This is a genomic window from Hyphomicrobium sp. GJ21 (assembly GCF_001006785.1).
Lineage (GTDB): Bacteria > Pseudomonadota > Alphaproteobacteria > Rhizobiales > Hyphomicrobiaceae > Hyphomicrobium_B.
Map to the genome: position 1 here is coordinate 1502527 of NZ_CDHO01000003.1, position 17200 is coordinate 1519726.

21 protein-coding genes and 2 tRNA genes are annotated in these 17200 nt (G+C 60.0%); 14 read left to right on the forward strand and 9 right to left on the reverse strand.

Translation table 11 applies throughout. The features are described 5' to 3' along the window. Positions 1 to 340: 340 nt before the first annotated feature. Positions 341 to 685, reverse strand: a complete 345-nt coding sequence (locus HYPGJ_RS15525) for a hypothetical protein (protein WP_046847924.1) — start codon at positions 683 to 685, stop codon at positions 341 to 343. 116 nt (positions 686 to 801) lie between these two features. On the opposite strand from HYPGJ_RS15525, the gene HYPGJ_RS15530 reads away from it, so the two are divergent. Further along, on the forward strand, positions 802 to 1374 hold the full coding sequence (locus HYPGJ_RS15530) for a hypothetical protein (protein ID WP_046847925.1): 573 nt from the start codon (positions 802 to 804) through the stop codon (positions 1372 to 1374). A gap of 15 nt (positions 1375 to 1389) precedes the next feature. Here the strand turns inward: HYPGJ_RS15530 and HYPGJ_RS15535 are convergent, their stop codons facing one another. From HYPGJ_RS15535 to HYPGJ_RS15545, 3 genes are all read right to left on the reverse strand, one after another. Then, entirely contained in the window at positions 1390 to 1956 is a 567-nt protein-coding gene (locus HYPGJ_RS15535; protein ID WP_046847926.1) for a hypothetical protein, read from the reverse strand. Positions 1957 to 2037: 81 nt separating this feature from the next. Beyond that, positions 2038 to 2436: a hypothetical protein gene (locus HYPGJ_RS15540; protein WP_046847927.1), complete on the reverse strand. Its 399-nt coding sequence runs from the start codon at positions 2434 to 2436 to the stop codon at positions 2038 to 2040. A 146-nt stretch (positions 2437 to 2582) separates the two neighbouring features. Then, entirely contained in the window at positions 2583 to 2810 is a 228-nt protein-coding gene (locus HYPGJ_RS15545; RefSeq protein ID WP_046847928.1) for a hypothetical protein, read from the reverse strand. A 431-nt stretch (positions 2811 to 3241) separates the two neighbouring features. On the opposite strand from HYPGJ_RS15545, the gene HYPGJ_RS15555 reads away from it, so the two are divergent. Beyond that, positions 3242 to 3484: a hypothetical protein gene (locus HYPGJ_RS15555; protein ID WP_046847930.1), complete on the forward strand. Its 243-nt coding sequence runs from the start codon at positions 3242 to 3244 to the stop codon at positions 3482 to 3484. A gap of 40 nt (positions 3485 to 3524) precedes the next feature. Here the strand turns inward: HYPGJ_RS15555 and HYPGJ_RS15560 are convergent, their stop codons facing one another. Beyond that, complete coding sequence (locus HYPGJ_RS15560) at positions 3525 to 4016, reverse strand: hypothetical protein (protein WP_046847931.1); 492 nt, start codon at positions 4014 to 4016, stop codon at positions 3525 to 3527. Positions 4017 to 4074: 58 nt separating this feature from the next. Between HYPGJ_RS15560 and HYPGJ_RS15565 the strand changes: the two genes are divergently transcribed. Then, positions 4075 to 4359, forward strand: a complete 285-nt coding sequence (locus tag HYPGJ_RS15565) for a helix-turn-helix domain-containing protein (protein ID WP_046847932.1) — start codon at positions 4075 to 4077, stop codon at positions 4357 to 4359. A 120-nt stretch (positions 4360 to 4479) separates the two neighbouring features. Further along, complete coding sequence (locus HYPGJ_RS15570) at positions 4480 to 4674, forward strand: hypothetical protein (RefSeq protein ID WP_143440546.1); 195 nt, start codon at positions 4480 to 4482, stop codon at positions 4672 to 4674. Between the two features lie 51 nt (positions 4675 to 4725). Here HYPGJ_RS15570 and HYPGJ_RS15575 read toward each other — a convergent pair whose 3' ends face one another. Both HYPGJ_RS15575 and HYPGJ_RS15580 read right to left on the reverse strand, forming a co-directional pair. Next, positions 4726 to 6069 carry a tyrosine-type recombinase/integrase gene (locus HYPGJ_RS15575; RefSeq protein WP_046847934.1) on the reverse strand — a complete coding sequence of 448 codons (1344 nt, stop codon included), beginning with the start codon at positions 6067 to 6069 and terminating at the stop codon, positions 4726 to 4728. 119 nt (positions 6070 to 6188) lie between these two features. Beyond that, positions 6189 to 6263 (reverse strand) — tRNA-Thr (locus HYPGJ_RS15580). 240 nt (positions 6264 to 6503) lie between these two features. Between HYPGJ_RS15580 and HYPGJ_RS19370 the strand changes: the two genes are divergently transcribed. The 5 genes from HYPGJ_RS19370 (at position 6504) to HYPGJ_RS15600 (ending at position 10519) form a co-directional block, all read left to right on the forward strand. Then, complete coding sequence (locus tag HYPGJ_RS19370) at positions 6504 to 6659, forward strand: hypothetical protein (protein WP_200185739.1); 156 nt, start codon at positions 6504 to 6506, stop codon at positions 6657 to 6659. A 150-nt stretch (positions 6660 to 6809) separates the two neighbouring features. Further along, the gene (gene murA, locus HYPGJ_RS15585; protein ID WP_046847935.1) at positions 6810 to 8102 is read left to right on the forward strand and encodes a UDP-N-acetylglucosamine 1-carboxyvinyltransferase; all 1293 of its coding nucleotides are present in this window, start codon (positions 6810 to 6812) and stop codon (positions 8100 to 8102) included. Positions 8103 to 8216: 114 nt separating this feature from the next. Next, a complete protein-coding gene (locus HYPGJ_RS15590; RefSeq protein ID WP_046847936.1) occupies positions 8217 to 8684 on the forward strand; it encodes a DUF2948 family protein in 468 nt (155 codons plus the stop codon). A gap of 35 nt (positions 8685 to 8719) precedes the next feature. Then, a complete protein-coding gene (hisD, locus tag HYPGJ_RS15595; protein WP_046847937.1) occupies positions 8720 to 10018 on the forward strand; it encodes a histidinol dehydrogenase in 1299 nt (432 codons plus the stop codon). Positions 10019 to 10024: 6 nt separating this feature from the next. Next, positions 10025 to 10519: a UPF0262 family protein gene (locus tag HYPGJ_RS15600; RefSeq protein WP_046847938.1), complete on the forward strand. Its 495-nt coding sequence runs from the start codon at positions 10025 to 10027 to the stop codon at positions 10517 to 10519. Here the strand turns inward: HYPGJ_RS15600 and HYPGJ_RS15605 are convergent. Both HYPGJ_RS15605 and HYPGJ_RS15610 read right to left on the reverse strand, forming a co-directional pair. Next, a complete protein-coding gene (locus HYPGJ_RS15605) occupies positions 10502 to 11818 on the reverse strand; it encodes an adenylate/guanylate cyclase domain-containing protein (protein ID WP_046847939.1) in 1317 nt (438 codons plus the stop codon). The genes HYPGJ_RS15600 and HYPGJ_RS15605 overlap by 18 nt on opposite strands. 36 nt (positions 11819 to 11854) lie before the next feature. Then, positions 11855 to 12562, reverse strand: coding sequence for a Crp/Fnr family transcriptional regulator (locus HYPGJ_RS15610; protein ID WP_052750934.1), 708 nt, complete (start codon positions 12560 to 12562; stop codon positions 11855 to 11857). Positions 12563 to 12799: 237 nt separating this feature from the next. Between HYPGJ_RS15610 and HYPGJ_RS15615 the strand changes: the two genes are divergently transcribed. The 5 genes from HYPGJ_RS15615 (at position 12800) to HYPGJ_RS15635 (ending at position 17199) form a co-directional block, all read left to right on the forward strand. Further along, a complete protein-coding gene (locus HYPGJ_RS15615) occupies positions 12800 to 13468 on the forward strand; it encodes a Maf family nucleotide pyrophosphatase (protein ID WP_046848471.1) in 669 nt (222 codons plus the stop codon). 13 nt (positions 13469 to 13481) lie between these two features. Then, positions 13482 to 13703, forward strand: coding sequence for a DNA gyrase inhibitor YacG (yacG, locus tag HYPGJ_RS15620; RefSeq protein WP_046847940.1), 222 nt, complete (start codon positions 13482 to 13484; stop codon positions 13701 to 13703). Between the two features lie 92 nt (positions 13704 to 13795). Continuing rightward, positions 13796 to 13871 (forward strand) — tRNA-Phe (locus tag HYPGJ_RS15625). A gap of 672 nt (positions 13872 to 14543) precedes the next feature. Further along, entirely contained in the window at positions 14544 to 15800 is a 1257-nt protein-coding gene (locus HYPGJ_RS15630; RefSeq protein ID WP_083984152.1) for a cyclopropane-fatty-acyl-phospholipid synthase family protein, read from the forward strand. Between the two features lie 151 nt (positions 15801 to 15951). Further along, positions 15952 to 17199 carry an MFS transporter gene (locus tag HYPGJ_RS15635; RefSeq protein WP_200185741.1) on the forward strand — a complete coding sequence of 416 codons (1248 nt, stop codon included), beginning with the start codon at positions 15952 to 15954 and terminating at the stop codon, positions 17197 to 17199. Position 17200 lies beyond the last annotated feature (1 nt).

Genomic DNA, 17200 nt, shown 5'->3' on the forward strand with positions numbered 1-17200 from the left:
CTCCCCGGCGTTGAGGGGACAAGCAAAGGGCTTGAGGCCGCAGGCCGAATGCCCGTCTGTTTTTGGGCCCGGTCAGGGCCCTAAAACATTGCTTGCTCCCAGTCATCACGGTATACGGTGCGACTTCTTTGTGGTAAATACACGGCGCATACACCGTGGGCACAATTGAAGCCAAGATGAACAAGGAATGGGCTCTAGAATAACGGGGGCTGTCTGCCCCCGAGCCCCCGAAGATTTAATGGCCAATGAGCGACTTTTATTGCCGCTGGGACGCAACAGGAAGGCGTTGTATTCGGTTTTACACCGGAGATGTCGGTATCAGTCAGGAGCGCTCGGTAGATTAACGGGTGGGCCGTTTGATGGGGAGCCGTGTCCTCGACCGCCCACTCCAGTGGTCGCGGTAGCGGGGCGTCGGGTCGGCGACCGCGAGAATGCGATCGAAGGGCTGGCCTTCCACCTCATGAGGCTCCAGATGGAGGCGGGCACCGGCTTCCCGAAGCGATAGCTCCCGCACCGACATGTACGCGGAGGTTGTGATGAGGTTGGGGAAGGCCAGCTCGCCGGCATCCATCCGGAAGACGGCGCCGCCCTCGCCGTCATCGGCGAAGTAGCCGACGACCGACGCGTGGCGCGAGGTGTAGACCCGCACCTCCCCGTCGTCGCTTGATTCCACTCTGAGAAGCATGCTGGCATTTTAAACCCGGCATGCTGGCCGTACGGCAAGACAGCCTGCTGGCAATTTCATCAGCACGCATACATCCTGTACGCCTCCCTCAACCCCCTGTTGCGGAATTGCCCACGATGACCACCTTGACCTTTCGAGAAATCCTCGCCCATCACGAGGCGGCCCACGCCGTTATCGGAGTGCGCTTGGGTGCAGGAGTGGATGAGGAGGGCATCGACCTTGATCAGGCCGGGCCGAGTGGCGCCGGAGGCATTATCAGGGGAAAGCTTTTCAAGTTTCATCCCGTGGACACCAAAACCAAGAAGTGGAGAATGCTCCTCGACAATCTCGCCATCATTCTCGCGGGGCCTGCAGCCAATTCAAAACTGCAGGGGTGGGACATGGCGGAAGCTCTTAAGCGACAGTACGGAGATGCGGGAATGGCAAGAAATCAGATCCAAGTCTCGAAGCTGGTCGAGGCCAAGTCCGATGATGAGGCCAAAATAAGAGAAGAGGACGTCGTGATGGAGCAGGGTTGGCTGAAGGCAGTGCGGATGCTGGATGACGAGGCCACCTGGTCTGCGGTGGAGGCTGTCGCCAAATCGGTTATCGCGAGTGGAGGGAAATTGCCCGGGCCTACCATTGATGCGATGGTTCGCAAGGTCATGTTGGGGAAGGCCGAAAAGGCGCAAACCCCAACCAGCAACTGACGACGTCGGAGCCGTCTAAAATGGCATCTCGTCGGCGAGCCGGAGACGGCCGATGTTCATCCAGGCGCTGTGGCGTATTTTGTCTTCGTGCTCTACCCACGCGTGGTGTTCCTCGCGTTCTTCTTCGGAGAGGTCCTCGTATCGGGATTCTTCCCGGCGACGCTCTTCATGCTCCTCCTCTTCTTCGTGACGGCTCGGAGTAAAAATGCCCATGCGGTGCTTCATGCAGATGACTTCCATAGCGACCTTTGTCTCCCTGGACCGGGGAATCTCGAGGTCATCGGCGAGGCGAATGGCGTCGTACATCACGAATTCGGGGATGAGCGGATCGATTTCCAAGATGCGGCTGTAGGGATCGCGGTCCGCGTGTTTGAGGAAGTTGGCTGTCTCACGGTCAAGGCCGAAGTCGCCAAAGCGGTCGCGGTAGATGCCGATCTTGGCCTTCAATAAATCGCGCAGGACCGTTCGCGCTGACCAGGCCAAGGTCTGCACCGAACAAAGGTCGTCCTCGTTGAGCCAAAGGCGGATGGCGCAATTGAGCTGCGCCATAGCAGCCGTCCCTTTATCGATGGTCTTGCGCATGGGAGTTCAAAAGCGGATTGAGCTGTGAAGGTAATGGGCTCTAACACGCCGATGAAAGACCTTACAACGTGGCTAGCCTCGTTAGACTTGCGGCGCCGCTGCTTGCCGGAACACGGTAGCGGCCTTGGCATAGATGTCGGTGAGCGCCAGCGTCACCGTGCGGCCATCGGGGTGCACCGCCTTTGCGAAACCACCGGCATAGGTGCCGGGGTAACCGGAGCTTTCAAACAGCACCGCGATGTCGTGGGGGTGGATGAGCGGCGCGAGTTCGGCGGCGATGTCGAGGTCGCCACCCGCCGCCTTGAGGAAGGTCGGCCAGCCGGTCATGTGGGGGCGGTCGGCGGTCAGCGAATAACGTGCCTCCGACCCTTCGCCGTGGATGGTGAAGGCAAGGCCCCGAGTCCCGCACCAGAATTCAAAGAGGCGCTGGTCGACAACGCGGAATTTGTTGGATTGGGTGGCGGCGATGTAGGTCTGCATGGTCGTGGCTTTCATTGGTTGGGTGGGTTTGCCTGATGAGCGGGGCTCTCCTCGCGCCCCACGGGCGGTCACAAGGAAGGGCCCCTTCCCTCCCGCCGTCCGCTTGATCCCCCGACCCCCTGCCCGCCCCTTCCCGGCCTGCCGCCCTAGTTGAGCAGGTTGGGCTTGGAGGGCACGGCGGTGGCCGGAGTCGCGAAGCAGGCAAGCACGTCTTCGAGGAACGCGATGGAGCGCTCCACGTCGGAGAGGATCATGACGGCGACGTCGGCCTCGGCGCCCTCCATGCCTTTGACCGCAGCGGACATCGCTGCGGCCTTGAGGCGGAGTTGGCCATAGGTTTCTTCGACGGTGGTGATGAAGGTTTCGGTGCTCATGGCGTGAACGTCCACCGAAATCGTCACCCTGTCACGAGGACCGGAATTTTCTTTATGCCAATTTTATAAGAGGCGCGACAGGGCCGTCCCTGTTCCCTGACATTCGCCAAGCAGAAATAAATTGCTCTGCGCTTATTGACCCCGCGCGGCGAGGAGGCAACACTATGCACATGTCTCATGACGCCGAACGCTTAGCCCCATGGCCCACCAGTGCCCGCGCTATGCTCCCGCGTGCTCCAGCGATCGACAAAGCGGCTGTTTCGTATTGGGCGCAACAGGTGGCAAAAGCCCAACAGGCTTTGGTTCAGTTTGACACCGATGTCGTGGAAGGGCGGCGCCCTGAAAATTCCACAGTGCGGTTTGGCATGTCTCTGCTCCTCCGCTGCCGCCAACTGCGCTATGATTGCGAAATGAACCCGATTTGATCCGGAATGGCCGAGGAGGATGCGTTCCCCTTCAAAAGGCTGTCGGATAAACTCAAGTTCTGGCTGGAACGGGATGTGATCACATGCAAGGCCGCTCTCAAGGACCTTGACGTTGCCCTCCGCGAGGAGGCTTACAAAGACTATCACGCCGAATTCAGAGCCCACAAAGCGTACTTCGAACGCCGCCTTCCCCGTCTGAAGCGCGCAATCCGCTACGTTCTTCGACGCAGGGAGCGCGAACGGGGCTGAGGCATTGTGAGCATGATGTCGGATCGAAGAGGCGGACCGTTCACCTGTCGCGGTCGCGGTCGCGGAGCAGCTTTTCGCGGCTCGACAGGCCGACCGGTTTCATTTTGACCTTCTCTCCGTTGTCGAGGTAGGTGACTTCGCCGCGCGCGCTGCTGAAGTTGAAAAGCCGCCCCAGGTAATGAAACGTCAGCGGATGCTTGGGGTTGTCCGCAGCGAGGAGATGGTCGCGTTGGCGGATGATCTTGTCGAGTTCGAGTGTGCCGCTTTCAATGGCCTTGAGCGCCGTCGTCAGTTTGGCCGTGTCGGCGGGACCTGGTGCGGCATCGAGCCCAAAAGCGGCTGGCTGATCAGCTAGGACTCCAAGCGCGCGTTCCAGTCCATACTCCTCCGCGTCGGAGATGAGGTACAGGGCGGTGTCCTTGTCGCCGCCGATGGCGAGGAGGTGTTTGACCAAGCCGTCGTGCAGCGCCTTGAGGTTCTTTGCCCTGGCGTCGATGTCGAGCGTAAGTCGCGTCACTTCGGGATTGGCCATCAGCCTACTCCATGAATGAATTCGAAATCATTTATCAAAATGCGCGGGCGTTGTGGAGATGAATCTTTCGGTGCTCAAACAATTGAAGCTGGAAGCGACGCTGCAGCAATTGGGCGAAATGCCCCTTTTTATGACCACCGAGGAATTGGCGGTGGTATTGCGGACCAAGCGCAAGACGCTTGAGGATTGGCGGAGCAAGAAAAAGGGGCCGGCCTACCATCGGCCCGATGCCAAGGGTGGTGCCCGCGTTCTCTACAGCCGCCATGACGTATCGAAATGGCTGAAAGCCATACGGATATCTACGGAAGAAAGTGCCTGGGCGGATAGCATTATCGAGGATTGAAAGTGCTGGCCCTGCATATCACAAGGAATTGAATCCTGAGAGCTCCGGCGCTCTCCCGACAATTCCCGGATGCTGAATTCGTCATTTGCCTCCGCGATATCTCTGCGGCGTTATTGGCGCATGAGAAAGGATTTCCGTAGTTCTTATCCGCTTGAAGCCTTGGAAAAGGCGCAACTCGCCCTTGCCCGCCATATCGTGAAATTTGGCCCGGAATATTCCCGGCTTTATGAAGTGATCGAAGCCGCCGTTGCGGAGGCCAGGAAAACCGACGTGGGCGGACGGGCGCGCGCCTTCCTGGCGTCGAAAACCCTTTAGGCAAAGTGGGCGGTTAGGGCGATCTGGCCTTTGTAGCTGAAGCTCCAAGCGTCAAATCCCATCCGGAACCCTGAAGGCGATCTTGGCGAGCCAGTGGTGCATGGTCTCGAGGTCCGCGCCCAGTCCGTATTCGATGCCCTCGATTTCATGGCCCATGATGTTTTCGCGGGTTTCGTAATCGCAGTTGACCTTCTGCAGCCTGTCTTTGAGGCTGTGGCGGAGGGAATAGAGGCTGTGCAGCTTTCCGGCCGGGCGCAGATTATGGTTGGTCAGGAACTTATTGATGTTGGCCGATACGGCATTTTCCTTCTGCTTGTAGCGGGCAAATCCGTCAGGGTGACGGCGCATCGCGACAAGGGCCACCCCGACAAGCGGCAAGCATCTGCGTGATTTCAGCGATTTGAGTTCTCGGTCCCGGTCCACGATGTTGATGTAGGGAATGGGCGCGTCGAGGTGGATGTCCTGCCGGTCGAGGTTGACCACTTCTGACAGCCGGGCTCCCGTCTCTGTGATGACGTAGATGAGGTCGCGGCAGTCTTGGTTGAGCTCGCGCAGGGTGGCCGGGTTGAGGAGCGTGTTCTGGATGTACTCGGCTGCATAGGGGATGCGCTTCTTGTCGCTTGATCCGCGGTCGATGAGGTTCGCCTTGTCGAATACACGGGGGAGGCGGAGATCTTCGATGTCGTTGACGAGGTTATACATTGCCGAGATCTGCATGATGTTCTTGTTGGCGGTGTGAACCGTTATCCCTTCCGAGGTGACGCGGTTTTGCCAATAGTTTCTGAGCTGAAGGATGTCGGCGCGTTGCAGGTCTGCAATCGGCTTGTCGCCGCCAAGGACCTTGATGAAGGTGGTGATGGTCGTGTCCCTGTCCTGGCGCCATTTCTTACGTTGCGCTGGTGACTTCCTGTGGTGCGCTGAGGAGAGGTGATGTTCGGCGCGATCAACGAGGTTCGACAGCAGGACCTGTTGCGGGCCCGCAGTGAATCCAGCGACGACCTTAGCGACAAGTTCATCGGCGGCCGTTTGTGGGTTCTCGTTGAGGTGGGCGAGACGGGCCATGAGGTCGTCAACGGGCAGCTCGATGACTTCATCTTCGCGAAGGGCGGGGATGCCGAGGCGGAGGGCGGTCATCTTGGCAAGCTGTTCGTTGACGTGTTGAGGACCGGGCTTCCCACTGAGCTTGTCTCGCCACGAGCGGTGGAGGTTTTCATCCATTGTGCGGATGGCGATGCGGGCGCGAGTGCCGCGCGGATCATCTACGACGGCAATGCCCGTTGAGTGCCGGATGAGCCTCCGACTGTCGACGTTGGCAAACTGTTTGGGCGTGTAGCGTATCAGGTACCAGTAGCCGTAGAGATTTATGGGCTCGAGCGGCTTTTGCGGGCGGGCCATGTCACGTCCTTGAGGGTTTTACTACTAATTCCACGCCTAAATTTGCCGAGGTGCGAAGCCTCGGACGTGTTGAAAACGTGGATTTTTCAAGGATAACAGTACGGTCTGCTACGGAGTGATGGTGCTGCCGGAGGGGATTGAACTCTCGACCTCTCCCTTACCAAGGGAGTGCTCTACCACTGAGCTACGGCAGCCTGTTTGGCTTTTGGGTGCCGCAACCGGCGCCCAAGAAAAAAGCAGCGCGCCGTTGAACCGACGCGCGTGGTGCCCGCTGGGCAGGCGGGGCGGACACTGCCACAAGGCTTGACGGGGGGCAAGACCGAAAGCCAAGCTGCCCGAGACGATGTCGCAGCAGATGTGGCGCTGCATCAGCGATCCCCAGAAACCGCTGAGAAGGCCGCCAAGAAGCCGCAGAGGACAAGCCAAGAACGCGCATGACCGAACGGAATTCAAAGGAAAAAGCCCCGCAGCCGTCACGCAAAGACGCCCGGGCGGAGCGTCTTGCCGAGGTGCTCCGGACAAACCTGAAACGCCGCAAGGAAGCCGCGCGCGGCCGGTCAGACGACAAGACCGGCGTCGCTGACGAGTGATTCTCGAGGCCGACCTGTGCGTCTCGCGCAACCGTCGGCAAAACTCCTTGCGGGATCAGCCGCGAAGCCAGTATCAGCGACTGGGGCATCGACGCGAATCTCAGTCGCCGCGCATGGCGACGCGTCACACATGGAGCCAGAAGGCATTTAATGGATCGGATCAGGATTACCGGCGGTCAGGCTCTTCGCGGCACGATCCCGATTTCCGGCGCCAAGAATGCGGCCCTGCCGCTGCTTATCGCCAGCATGCTGACCGAAGATCGGCTGACGCTTAAAAATGTCCCGAACCTCGCCGACGTCAATCTGCTGGTGCGCATCCTTCGCAACCATGGCGTTGACCTCGCCGTCGATGGCAAGCGCCCGGGGACGGCGATGCATCTCGGCGAGACGTTCCATCTGACGGCGCGCGATATCGTCGATACGACCGCCCCTTATGAAATGGTGTCGCGGATGCGCGCCAGCTTCTGGGTGCTGGGTCCGCTGATCGCACGCATGCGGGTCGCGAAGGTGTCGCTACCGGGCGGCTGCGCGATCGGAACCCGCCCCGTCGATTTGCATCTGGCGGGGCTGAAGGCGCTGGGCGCCGAGATCGACATCGACGCCGGCTACGTCATCGCGCGGGCTCCGAAGGGACTGCACGGCGCGCATATCGTGTTTCCGAAAGTTTCGGTCGGCGCGACACTCAACGTCCTGCTCGCCGCCGCTTTGGCGAAAGGCGAAACGCTCATCGAGAACGCTGCGCGCGAGCCTGAAATCGGCGACGTCGCGAGCTGCCTTGTAAAGATGGGCGTCAAGATTGAAGGCATCGGCACGTCGACGCTCAGGATCCAAGGGCGAGATCGTCTTGAAGGCGCCGTCCACACCGTCCTTCCCGATCGCATCGAAACCGGCACCTTCGCAATGGCTGTTGCTGCAACCGGCGGCGACGTGGTGCTCGAAGGGGCCCGCGCCGAAGATCTGCAGGCAGCCCTCGACGTTCTTGTCGAGACCGGAGCGACCGTCGAGTCGACCACTACCGGCATCCGCGTCAAGCGCAACGGCGGCGACATCAAGCCAGTCTCCGTCGAGACGCAGCCGTTTCCGGGCTTCCCGACCGATCTTCAGGCTCAGTTGATGGCGCTGCTGGCGTTGGCCTCCGGAACGAGCGTCATTCGCGAGAACATCTTCGAAAACCGCTTCATGCACGTGCAGGAGCTGGCGCGTCTGGGAGCCGACATCCAGCTCCACGGCGATACGGCGACGATCAACGGCGTCACGACGCTGAAGGGCGCGCCGGTCATGGCGACCGATCTCCGGGCGTCGGCGTCGCTGGTTATTGCCGGGCTCGCGGGCGAAGGCGAGACGATGATCAATCGCGTTTACCACCTGGATCGCGGCTTCGAGCAACTGGAACAGAAATTGAGCCGCTGCGGCGCCAACATCGAGCGCCTGGCGAGTGGCTGACTGAGAGACGCATCCCCGCAATCCGGGACGATGTTGCACGAGCCGCGCCCGCCCGATAACACTCGGCCGGATAGCATGGTTTTTCAGGCGCTCGCCGGGAGATTGTCAGCCTCGATGTCCGACCTCAAGCTCATTGCTCTCGACGCGGAAGATCTGAACGTCGTCTCGGCACACCTGCAGGATGCCGTGCTGCGCATTGGCGAAATGACGTATTTACCGGCCGAGAAGCGTTTCGTGGCCATCGCCAATCGCTTCGATTGGGGCGAGCTGGCCAAGGCGCCATCGAAGGGCAAAGCGTCCGAGAGCTTCGAGCGCCGCCGCTCCGGCATTCGCTTCGAACGGGTCTTGAGCGCCAAGCTGCAGGGAATTGACCTTAAGGATAGGCGCGCGGCGTTAGCTTTGCTGGCAATAACATTCGAGCCAACCGGTGGCACGGAGACCCCGGAAGGCGATGTCACGTTGACTTTTTCCGGCGCGGCGGCCATTCGGCTGCACGTCGAATGCGTCGAGGTCGAGTTGAAGGATCTCGGGGCGGCTTGGGCCACGAAACACTCGCCGGAGCACCCAGACGACGCAGGCTGACGGGTTAGGCCGTAATGCTCTGAGGGATAGTGCTCATGCCGATGCGGCTGAAGAGCGCCGATAAGAATTTCGAGCGGCAGTTCACGGAACTGCTCTCGCAAAAGCGCGAAGTCTCCGTCGACGTCGATAACGCCGTGAGAGACATCATCGCCGAAGTTCGCTCGCGCGGCGATGATGGACTGGCGGACCTCACCCTGAAGTTCGATCGGCTCGATCTCAAAAAGACGGGCGTCGCCGTGACGGCCGCCGAGGTCGACGCAGCCGTTCGCGAGTGCTCGAAGGAAACCCTCGACGCCCTGCACTTCGCACACGACCGCATCTCCGATCATCACGAGCGACAGATTCCCTCCGATGATCGCTATCGTGACAATGTCGGCGTCGAGCTCGGCCACCGTTGGACGGCTGTGGAATCGGCCGGCCTCTATGTGCCGGGCGGTCTCGCGTCCTATCCCAGCTCGGTGCTGATGAACGCCGTGCCGGCGAAGGTTGCAGGCGTGCCCCGCGTTGTGATGGTCGTTCCCTCGCCCGCAGGCGAACTCAATCCGCTCGTGTTGGCAGCGGCAAAAATTTCCGGCGTGTCCGAGATCTATCGTATCGGCGGCGCACAGGCCGTCGCCGCGCTCGCCTACGGCACCGAGACGATCCGTCCGGTCGTCAAGATCGTCGGACCCGGCAACGCCTACGTCGCGGCCGCCAAGCGCCAGGTGTTCGGCATCGTCGGCATCGACTCGATCGCAGGCCCGTCCGAAGTTCTCGTCATCGCCGACCGCAACAACGATCCCGAATGGATTGCCGCCGATTTGCTCGCGCAGGCGGAGCACGACACGGCCGCGCAGTCGATCCTCATGACGGACGACGAAGATTTCGCGACCGCCGTCGAGCAGGCCGTCGCGCGCCAGCTGCAAACGCTTTCGCGCGGAAATATCGCGGGCGAGAGCTGGAACGCTTTCGGTGCGACCATCGTTTTGAATTCACTCGATGAAGCTCCGGCGCTGGCAGATCGTGTCGCCGCCGAGCACTTGGAAATCGCAACGGAGAATGCGGAAGATCTTTCGCAAAGCATTCGGAACGCCGGCGCGATTTTCATCGGACGCGTCACGCCCGAAGTCATCGGCGATTACGTTTCCGGCTCAAATCACGTCCTTCCGACCGCCCGGAGCGCGCGGTTCTCGTCGGGCCTTGGCGTGCTCGATTTCATGAAGCGCACGTCGATACTGAAGTTGGATGACGCGGCATTGTCCGCGCTGGCTCCTGCAGCCATGACGCTGGCTCGCGCCGAAGGACTGGAAGGCCATCGCAGATCTGTTGAAATTCGGCTCGCCAAATCGACTTGAGGCAGAATGGATCAAACCGTGAGCAGCGCTGGGGGTCGTGATCGTTTAGCGGAAATTACGCTCGACACGAAGTCGCTCGGCCGTGCGAACGCAAATGCCGAGCATGAGCGCGAAGTCGCTATTTTCGATATCCTGGACGGCAATACGTTCCGCGTCGAAGACGTGGACGACGGCCCGTACAAGCTGCATCTGTCGATCGTCGACGACCGCCTGCAAATGAACGTCGCCGCGGCGAGCAGCGAGCAGAATTTCGAGCACGCGATCGCGTTGACGCCGCTGAAGCGCATCATGAAGGATTACTTCATGGTCTGCGAATCCTACTACGAAGCCGTCAAAACTGCGCCGCCCGCGCGCATCCAGGCCATTGACGTCAGCCGCCGCGGTCTGCACGACGAAGGCAGCGTCCTGCTGCGCGATAAACTTCTGCCCAAAATCATCGTCGACGACGACACCGCCCGCAGGCTGTTTACGCTCGTCTGCTCGCTACACTGGAAGGGTTAGGCTCGGCTCGCGCCGGCCGTCGAGAAACCACGCTTCCTGTTTCCCCACGCCTTTGATGTCGATCAGCCCACGCGGCCGAAGAATAAAGCTCTCTTTGAGAGCGGCGTAGCACGTAGGACAAATCGTGATGCGCCCGACCTCGCTCGATTGCTCGAGACGGCTCGCCATGTTCACCGGATCGCCCCAAACGTCGTAGCTGAACTTGTTCTTGCCGATGATGCCAGCCGTCATCGGACCCGCGGCGATGCCGATCCGGACGTTGAGATCGATGTTTTCATCCGCCGCGATCGTGCGCACGGTTGCGACGAGATCCAGCGCCATCGCGGCCAACGCCTGCGCATGATCTGGGCGCGGGACCGGCACGCCCGAGGCAACCATGTACGCGTCGCCGATCGTCTTGATCTTTTCGACGCCGTGCTGCTGCGCCAGTTCGTCGAAGGCGGTGACGAGGCGGTTCAAGAGCGCAACGGTTTTTTCCGGGCCGAGCCCCCGCGCCAATCGCACAAACCCGCTGATATCCGCGAACAGAACGGAAGCTTCGGAAAATCCGTCTGCGATCGTCTGCCCCGGAGCCATCTTGAGGCGTTCTACAATGGCGTCGGGAAGGATGTTTCGCAGAACCGTTTCGGTTTCCGCCTTAGCCGTCTCGACGAGGCCGAACGCATAATAGACGCACGCAGCGATCAGCCCGAACGTCGTGATCGCACCCTGCACGTAAAGGGAATCGATGACCTTCTGATCGGCGTGCAGCCGCGCGGCTTCCATCGGAAACTGGAACCAGGCGATGAGATGCAGCACCAGGGCCGTCACCACGATCACGAAGACGAGCCAGAACCGCCGTGCTTCGAAAATCACGAAAGGCGCCGCTGCCGCCACGACGTATTGCAGCGGCGCGCCGCCCAACCGTCCAAAGTAGGACGTAAACCCGATGAGCGCGGAGAATTCTGCGATGACCAGCAGCAGTCCGCCCGCCATCTCGTTGAACCTGTGCATCAGCGGCACGAACGACAGAATGACGGCGAGGGCGAGATTGATGAAGACGACGGGCATCATCGTTTCGTCGCCCGACATCCAAAGCTGGATCGCGTAGATGAAGGTCGTGACGACGACGAGAAACGAAAACACATTGACGATCTTCAGCCGCCGCTGAGTGTCGGGAGGATAGTCCTTGATCCCGATGCACGCGATCGCGCCGAACATCGCTTTGACCGGGCGTACGATTTGCTTGAGCAAGACAACGCAGCCTTGCAGCCAGCTGCGTTGCCCGCCTCGTTGATTATCTCGATCGGCGATCGTCATGCGATGGGATCCGGAAGCTGCGGAGATCGTCTGCCGCTAGTCTTTGTCATCAAGACGGCCGATGCCGCTCAACGCCGCAATATCGCAGATGACTTGCTGTCCCCGTCGCTCGATGGCCCCTTCCGACTCGAGAAGCTGCAGCGCGGCGTTGACTTTGGGACGGCTCGCGCCGACCAAAAGCGCCAGCTCGCTTTGCGAAATCGGCAGAGCCAGCGTCACTTTCTCGGACTTCCCGGAAGGGTCTTTCTGCCGGACGGACGCCAGGAAGAACCGCGCCAGCCGCGCCTCGATCGGGTGCAGCGCGATGGCTTCGAGCTGCTCGTCCGCGTCGCGCAGCCTGCCGGCGAGAAAACGTACAGCCGCCTCGCCGACCGATGGATGCGACTCGAGCAGGCGAAGAAACGCCGACTTTGAAAGCAGCAGCGTCTCGACTTTGTTCACAGCCGTTGCATCGGCCGAACGCGAACGTCCGTCAAAAATTGCAAGCTCGCCGAAAATCGACGGCGTCTCCACATGTGCGAAGGAAAGCTCGCGGCCGTCCGATGTCAGAACTGAAAGCCGGATGCGCCCTTTGCTCACAATGTGAAGATCGGAACCCGCATCGCCGCGCGAGAATATGACTTGCCCAGGCTCGTAGGACGCTTCACGCAATTCGCCAGCAACGGCCTTGCGGCTCGCTTCGTCCAGCCCAGCGAACAGTGGGGTTCGAGCAAGCAGGCCGGCTGGGTCGGGTTTCAGAGCCATTGTCGCTTACCATAGCCGCTCGATTGTGCGGCGCTATTCATGCCCTGTTTTCCGGTTGCTCGCAACGCACCGGGGCCTTGCTAAAAGTCTGCGGCTTGCCCATTGTCCGCCCTTATTTTCTGGTGTCGAGACGCTTCGCACCCTTGCAGGCCACTCATGATGTCTTCGCTGAAATCCGCCCTTCTTCCCGGCTTCGCCCGTTCCGACGCTCCTAGCCGGGAAACGTTGCGGCGATCGATGGCGCGCGAACGGGCGTCCTCGAAGGCTGAGATCGAGCGGCCAAGGCTCGTTCTCGCCAGTGCCAGTCCTCGCCGGGTCACGCTTCTCGCGCAGATCGGGGTAACGCCGGACGCGCTCCGTCCCGCCTCGATCGACGAAAGCGCACGTCGTGGAGAAATGCCTCGCGCGCTTGTCACCCGCCTGGCGAAAGCCAAAGCCGAAGTCGCGCGCAATCAGATCGCCAACGACCCCGACCTCGCCGATTCCTACGTGCTCGCCGCCGATACGGTCGTCGCCATGGGCCGCAAGATTCTGATGAAGCCGGCGCACGTCGAAGAGGCGATGGCGTCGCTACAACTCTTGTCGGGTCGCACGCATAAGGTGCAGACGTGCGTCTGCCTCATCACGCCGGACGACCGTGTTCGCACGAAGATCGTCGATACCCGCGTCCGCTTCCGTTACATCAGCCGCGCGGAACTGGAATCCTATATCGCCTCGCGCGAGTGGCGCGGCAAAGCCGGTGGGTACGCCATTCAGGGCCTCGCCGGCTGTTTCGTGCAGCGCCTGATCGGGTCTTATACCAACGTCGTCGGCCTGCCGCTGACCGAGGTCGTCGCCTTGCTCAATTCGGAGAAGTTTCCGATCCAGTATAATTGGCTGCGATACGCCGAAGTCGATCGCGCCTGAGCGGTCTGATCCTATGTGCCCGTCTTCCGAACCCGCCAGCAAGCCCGTGCGCTGCCCGATCTGCCGTAAACCGGCGGCCGAAGCCTATCGACCCTTCTGCTCGAAACGCTGCGCCGACATCGATCTCGCCAAATGGCTCGGCGGTGCCTACGCGGTGCCTGGCCGCGAAGAGGACGAGGGCGACGGCGATCGGCCACGGGGTGGAGACACGGGGCCGGGGAGCGACGAAGAATAAAGCCGGGCAACGCGTTTTCGTCGCGCTTGCATCAACGCAAACGCCTCTCTATAAGGGCCGGACTTCGCATGGGCCCCTGGCCGCGGAGGCAAGCCCAGGTAGCTCAGTTGGTAGAGCATGCGACTGAAAATCGCAGTGTCGCTGGTTCAATTCCGGCCCTGGGCACCATTTGCCCTTCCCTTTTAGTTTTCTCGAACAAACAAGGTTGAACGCGTCAGCGTTCGCCGTGTCGTACGCTGTTCGAAAGCGGCGCGTGGGTGTTTGCTCCCGTTGGAAATAGCCGTTCGACAGTGGGCTTTTCGTCAAGCCCGGCGGTCGTCAGTGGCGCCTCTGCGCCGACCACGACGATCACGACACAAGCCCGCAACGAACTACGTCCGACGCGCCGGGATAGACCTTCGTCGAGACAGCGCACGCAGGCTGGCACAAGCCGCAGGGCGCGGCGAGCGAGGGCAAAAGCCAAAAACATCGCTGCTCGACCCGCGATTGAATTCCGCATTGCAGCGAAAATAGATCGCCGCCCACGGAAATCTAAAACCAATCAATCGAATGAGATTGATGCATTGCAATAATTAAATTCCAGATCGCAGGTTATTGCCAAAAGTATTGACCTTCTTGAGATTTGTAGTCCCAAATGGTATCAATAGATATATAACTAAAGATATATGAGAGCCGAACGCTCTATCTGAGGCTTGGGTTCTCGCAATAAACGGCACTCCAAGGGGGGCGTATGAGCAAACCGGGTTCTTGCGAAGCAATTCTGTGTGCGGTTCAGCGCCGCCAGCCACAGACGTCGGCAAAAGCGGAGCGTGATCTCAAAGACAGGGAGATCGCGTCCCCATGATCGAACTCCTGTTCAGCTCAGTAATCGCCCGATTTATTCGCTCTGGAAATCTGGAAATCGCCCTGCCGAGCGGCCGCAGTCTCGCGCTGGGCGATGGGACCGGCGAAAAGATCGGCATCAGAATTGTTGATAAGAGGGCGCTCTGGCGGCTGATCCTTCACCCCACGCTCGCGCTCGGTGAGTTGTTCGTCGACGACCGCATACAGGTCAGCAAGGGATCGGTATACGGTTTTCTCGATATTATAAGCCGCAATATCGGCTGGGGCGCTCCCAGTTTTCTGCCGCTGTATTCTCAGCGACGCAGGCTCCTTTTATGGCTGCAAAAGTCCAACGATCCGAAGCGATCTACCCAGAACGTCGGGCATCACTATGATTTGGACGGCCGGCTATATCGGCTTTTCCTCGACAGTGATCAGCAATATTCCTGCGCCTATTTCGAGAGCGATGGCGCGGACATCGAAGAGGCGCAGCTCGCCAAGAAGCGCCACATCGCTGCAAAGCTGAGATTGACTCCGAATCAGCGCGTTCTCGACATCGGATGCGGCTGGGGCGGAATGGCGCTTTATCTCGCCAAGTGCTGCCAAGCTCATGTCACCGGCATCACGCTTTCCAAGGAACAGCTTGAGGCGTCACGGCATCGCTCCAAGGCGCAAGGTCTCGAGAAGCGAATTGAATTCCGGTTCCAGGATTATCGCGATGTGACGGAACGTTTCGACCGCATCGTGTCCGTGGGCATGTTCGAGCACGTCGGCCTGCCCGACTACGATAAATTCTTCTCGCACGCTCGTGAGCTTCTTGCTGACAATGGAGTGATGCTTCTCCATACGATCGGCCGCCTTGACGGTCCGAGCCCGACCAACGCCTGGATAAAACGCTACATCTTCCCGGGCAGTTACGTGCCAGCGCTATCGGAAATCATGCCCGCTGTCGAACGCGCTGGTCTGGTTATGACGGACATCGAGGTCTTGCGCATCCACTACGCAGAAACATTGAAGGCGTGGCGCGAGCGATTCAATGCACGCCGCACGGAGGCTGCAAAGCTTTATGACGAACGCTTCTGTCGCCTGTGGGAGTTCTATCTTGCGGCCTGCGAAACGGGATTTCGTCATGGGGGTTTGGTCATTTTCCAACTCCAACTCGCACGCCGGATAGATGCCGTTCCGTTGACGCGAAACTACATCGAGCTTGCGGAAGCGGCGCTTCGCGAAGCCGAGGGACGCGCGCAGATTTCCGTAGCCGAGGCTGCGGAATAGCCAGAGGGGGCGACGGGAGGCGCACTTGCTTCCCGTCGCATGCTCTCGCCGCGAAGGTGGCCACCGAGCCTGTGCGTTTTACCGAGCCTGTGCGTTTTTCTAGCTCGTGCAGGAGCAGATTCAGCCGCGACAGACGCTGGAAAGGATCGACGTGTCGAGCCTCGATGTTGAAACACCCAAATCCAGACCTCAATCCGGCTCGCGGAAACTGCCGGGTGGCGGTCCGGCTGTTGGCGGCATATTGGCAATTGCAGCGATCGTCATCGTTGCGATGAGTCTTCGCCCCGGCATTGTTTCTGTCGGGCCGATCCTTCCCTCGATCATTGACGAGTTTCAGCTTTCGCACGCCACCGCATCGCTTCTGGTTTCGATCCCTGACGTCCTCATGGGGCTTTTGGCATTGCCGACGCCTTGGCTGGCGCGGCGCTTCGGTCGAAATCCCGTTCTTCTAACGGCGCTTGTCTTACTCGCTCTTTCAATTTTCGCCCGAGCATTCTCGACGGCCGCATCCGAACTTTTGATGACCACAGTAGGTGTGGGGATCGGAATAGCCATTGCCGGAGCGCTCGTGGCGGGATTCATAAAGGAATATTTTCCGGCGCGTGCCGCATTCGTGACGGGCATATACGCGACGGCGCTGTCGTTCGGCAGCTCGCTTTCCGCCGCGATAACCGGTCCCATTGCAACCAACGCGGAGAGTGGTTGGCGCGTGGCGTCGGGAATATGGAGTATCTTCGGGCTATTCGCCATCATCGCTTGGCTAGCAGTCGTCATGAGCGAGCGGCGCAACGCCGTGGCGGAGCGAAAACAAACTGCGGTGATGCGGCTTCCGATCAAAAACGGCAAAGCCTGGGGAATTGCGCTCTATTTCGCCTGCATCAACTTTCTCTTCTACTCGCTACTCTCCTGGATAACGTCTGTGTACGTTGAAATTGGATTTTCAACGACGACAGCGGGTTTCATCCTCGCGACGTTTCTCGTGATCTTCATGGCGGCCAATCCAATCTTTGGATGGCTCAGCAAGTCGCTTGATCGGCGAGCGTGGCTTGCAGGCTGCGGGCTGTTTGCGATGGCCGGATTGGTTCCGCTCGCAGTCGTGCCCGACCTGGCACCGTTTCTCTTTATAGCAGTCTGCGCAATTGGTCTTGGTGGGGCGTTCACACTGGCAATGACGCTGCCGCTCGATAATACGAGGAGCGTTGAAGAGGCCAACTCCTGGAATGCCTTTGTGATGATGGTCGCTTATATCGTTGCAGCGACCGGGCCCCTTCTCGTCGGTCGCCTGAGAGACCTTAACGGCAACTTTCAGATTGCGATGTGGCTTCTAGTGGCCGTCGCAGCGCTGATGTGCGTGCTCAGTCCATTCTTGAAGCCGAATATATCTCATCATTCAGACTAGG

Excerpts from the sequence above, each read along its gene's own strand:
- HYPGJ_RS15525 (WP_046847924.1), bottom strand. The coding sequence starts at position 685 with ATGCTTCTCAGAGTGGAATCAAGCGACGACGGGGAGGTGCGGGTCTAC.
- HYPGJ_RS15530 (WP_046847925.1), top strand. The coding sequence starts at position 802 with ATGACCACCTTGACCTTTCGAGAAATCCTCGCCCATCACGAGGCGGCC.
- HYPGJ_RS15535 (WP_046847926.1), bottom strand. The coding sequence starts at position 1,956 with ATGCGCAAGACCATCGATAAAGGGACGGCTGCTATGGCGCAGCTCAAT.
- HYPGJ_RS15540 (WP_046847927.1), bottom strand. The coding sequence starts at position 2,436 with ATGCAGACCTACATCGCCGCCACCCAATCCAACAAATTCCGCGTTGTC.
- HYPGJ_RS15545 (WP_046847928.1), bottom strand. The coding sequence starts at position 2,810 with ATGAGCACCGAAACCTTCATCACCACCGTCGAAGAAACCTATGGCCAA.
- HYPGJ_RS15555 (WP_046847930.1), top strand. The coding sequence starts at position 3,242 with ATGGCCGAGGAGGATGCGTTCCCCTTCAAAAGGCTGTCGGATAAACTC.
- HYPGJ_RS15560 (WP_046847931.1), bottom strand. The coding sequence starts at position 4,016 with ATGGCCAATCCCGAAGTGACGCGACTTACGCTCGACATCGACGCCAGG.
- HYPGJ_RS15565 (WP_046847932.1), top strand. The coding sequence starts at position 4,075 with ATGAATCTTTCGGTGCTCAAACAATTGAAGCTGGAAGCGACGCTGCAG.
- HYPGJ_RS15570 (WP_143440546.1), top strand. The coding sequence starts at position 4,480 with ATGAGAAAGGATTTCCGTAGTTCTTATCCGCTTGAAGCCTTGGAAAAG.
- HYPGJ_RS15575 (WP_046847934.1), bottom strand. The coding sequence starts at position 6,069 with ATGGCCCGCCCGCAAAAGCCGCTCGAGCCCATAAATCTCTACGGCTAC.
- HYPGJ_RS19370 (WP_200185739.1), top strand. The coding sequence starts at position 6,504 with ATGACCGAACGGAATTCAAAGGAAAAAGCCCCGCAGCCGTCACGCAAA.
- murA (WP_046847935.1), top strand. The coding sequence starts at position 6,810 with ATGGATCGGATCAGGATTACCGGCGGTCAGGCTCTTCGCGGCACGATC.
- HYPGJ_RS15590 (WP_046847936.1), top strand. The coding sequence starts at position 8,217 with ATGTCCGACCTCAAGCTCATTGCTCTCGACGCGGAAGATCTGAACGTC.
- hisD (WP_046847937.1), top strand. The coding sequence starts at position 8,720 with ATGCCGATGCGGCTGAAGAGCGCCGATAAGAATTTCGAGCGGCAGTTC.
- HYPGJ_RS15600 (WP_046847938.1), top strand. The coding sequence starts at position 10,025 with ATGGATCAAACCGTGAGCAGCGCTGGGGGTCGTGATCGTTTAGCGGAA.
- HYPGJ_RS15605 (WP_046847939.1), bottom strand. The coding sequence starts at position 11,818 with ATGACGATCGCCGATCGAGATAATCAACGAGGCGGGCAACGCAGCTGG.
- HYPGJ_RS15610 (WP_052750934.1), bottom strand. The coding sequence starts at position 12,562 with ATGGCTCTGAAACCCGACCCAGCCGGCCTGCTTGCTCGAACCCCACTG.
- HYPGJ_RS15615 (WP_046848471.1), top strand. The coding sequence starts at position 12,800 with ATGGCGCGCGAACGGGCGTCCTCGAAGGCTGAGATCGAGCGGCCAAGG.
- yacG (WP_046847940.1), top strand. The coding sequence starts at position 13,482 with ATGTGCCCGTCTTCCGAACCCGCCAGCAAGCCCGTGCGCTGCCCGATC.
- HYPGJ_RS15630 (WP_083984152.1), top strand. The coding sequence starts at position 14,544 with ATGATCGAACTCCTGTTCAGCTCAGTAATCGCCCGATTTATTCGCTCT.